The sequence below is a fragment of the Lactobacillus gigeriorum DSM 23908 = CRBIP 24.85 genome, from assembly GCF_000296855.1.
GTDB lineage: Bacteria > Bacillota > Bacilli > Lactobacillales > Lactobacillaceae > Lactobacillus > Lactobacillus gigeriorum.
Genome location: NZ_CAKC01000055.1, coordinates 1 through 1,552, shown reverse-complemented (window position 1 = coordinate 1,552; position 1,552 = coordinate 1). Strand labels below are relative to the sequence as shown.

1 protein-coding gene is annotated in these 1,552 nt (G+C 41.6%); it reads left to right on the top strand.

Translation table 11 applies throughout. The annotated features are described in order from the left end of the window. Nucleotides 1–204 precede the first annotated feature (204 nt). Nucleotides 205–1,422, top strand: a complete 1,218-nt coding sequence (locus BN52_RS05265) for an IS110 family RNA-guided transposase (protein ID WP_008473282.1) — start codon at nt 205–207, stop codon at nt 1,420–1,422. The last annotated feature ends 130 nt before the right edge of the window (nt 1,423–1,552 follow it).

Sequence of the window (1,552 nt, the reverse complement as noted above, 5' to 3'; positions counted from 1 at the left end):
TTTTTATCTTAGAATTGAGATAGCAGTAAAACGATATGCCGTCTGGCCCTTAGACACTTGATGTCGCAAATAAAACTGGCAGTTTTGCTTTGATTTTCGATACTCTGCTCGAAGAATGTAGGCACTTGATGCCGAGTTTAGAAAATTAGATCCGATCTTCAAAGCAAATAGCTTTTACTGCTGTATCTTAGGAGGTTTGTTATCATGCAAGTAATTTTTGGAATCGATGTAAGCAAGGCTAAGTCTAACGTATGCGAATTGGTCGGCAATGGAAAAAACGAATTCGAAATCTCCAACGATCGCATTGGCTTCAAGCAATTGGTAAAGGAACTAGCAACTTTCAAAGAACATCCTCAAATCATCTTCGAAGCTACAGGCGTATACTCTCGCAGACTCCAAGCTCTGCTTGAAGACTATGGCTACGACTACGTAGTCATCAATCCTCTAAAAGCCAAGAAAGAAATGGATTCTGGCCTTCGTCGCAACAAGACCGACAAGGCCGATGCCTATCGCTTAGCCATGATCCAGCGTCTTTACAAGCACCCAGTCAGCCAAGCTCAAAGTCAAATCTATAAGCAATTGGGTTCGATGAGCCACTTCTACGATCAATTGACTTCTGATATCGTAACGGATAAGAACAGATTGCATCAATCTCTTCAATCCACCTTTGCCGGCATTGAAGAGCTGTTTGAATCTGCTAAGGGAGAAAACTACTGGAAGATAGTCAAGCAATACTATCACTGCAATTTAGTCGTTTTCGATGATAGTCAATCGATTGCGACCTGGCTAGAAGGATTGAGAGGAATGGCTTCAAGACGCGCGCAAAAGACCGCGAAGAAGTTGATTGAGCTAGCCGAGAAGTCATATCCAGCAGTAGACGAGAAAAGCATTGAAGCCCAGCAAGTGCAATACTATGCTCAAAGACTGCTTGATCTAGATAAAAAGAGAGGCCAGGTTTTATCAAAGATGATCAAGTTGGCACGCACTTTGCCTAACAATGATCTTAAGAATCTAGAAAGCATACCAGGCTTTGCCCAGACCACTGCAGTTAGAGTATTGGCAGAATTGGGAGACGTCCGCAGATTCGCCAACCCTGGCAAGATCAACGCATTCATTGGCATTGATCCAGGACGCTATCAATCAGGCGAAATGGATGCAAGCCTGCGTATCTCTAAACGAGGCAATGCAATAGCCAGAAAACTGCTCTACCGTGCTATTGGACAAATAGCCAGTGCAGCTAAGACCAATCCATGTCACATAGCAGACTACTATGAAAACAAAAAACGGTCTCTTCAAACCAAAGGGTTCAAAAAGATCGCTATCGCTTCAATAAGTAGACTGCTTAGAACAATCTACGCTCTAATCATTAATGATCAAACATACGATTATGACGTAGCCAAACGAAATCAAAAACGGCTTTAGTCATAACTGATTGATCAGTTCGATTATAAACCTAAGCTCGCCAAAATACTATAGACACGAGCTTATTTGTCGTACATTCAAAATAAATAAATCGCCCCTAATTTTACTCAACAAAAGAAATATCAGTAAA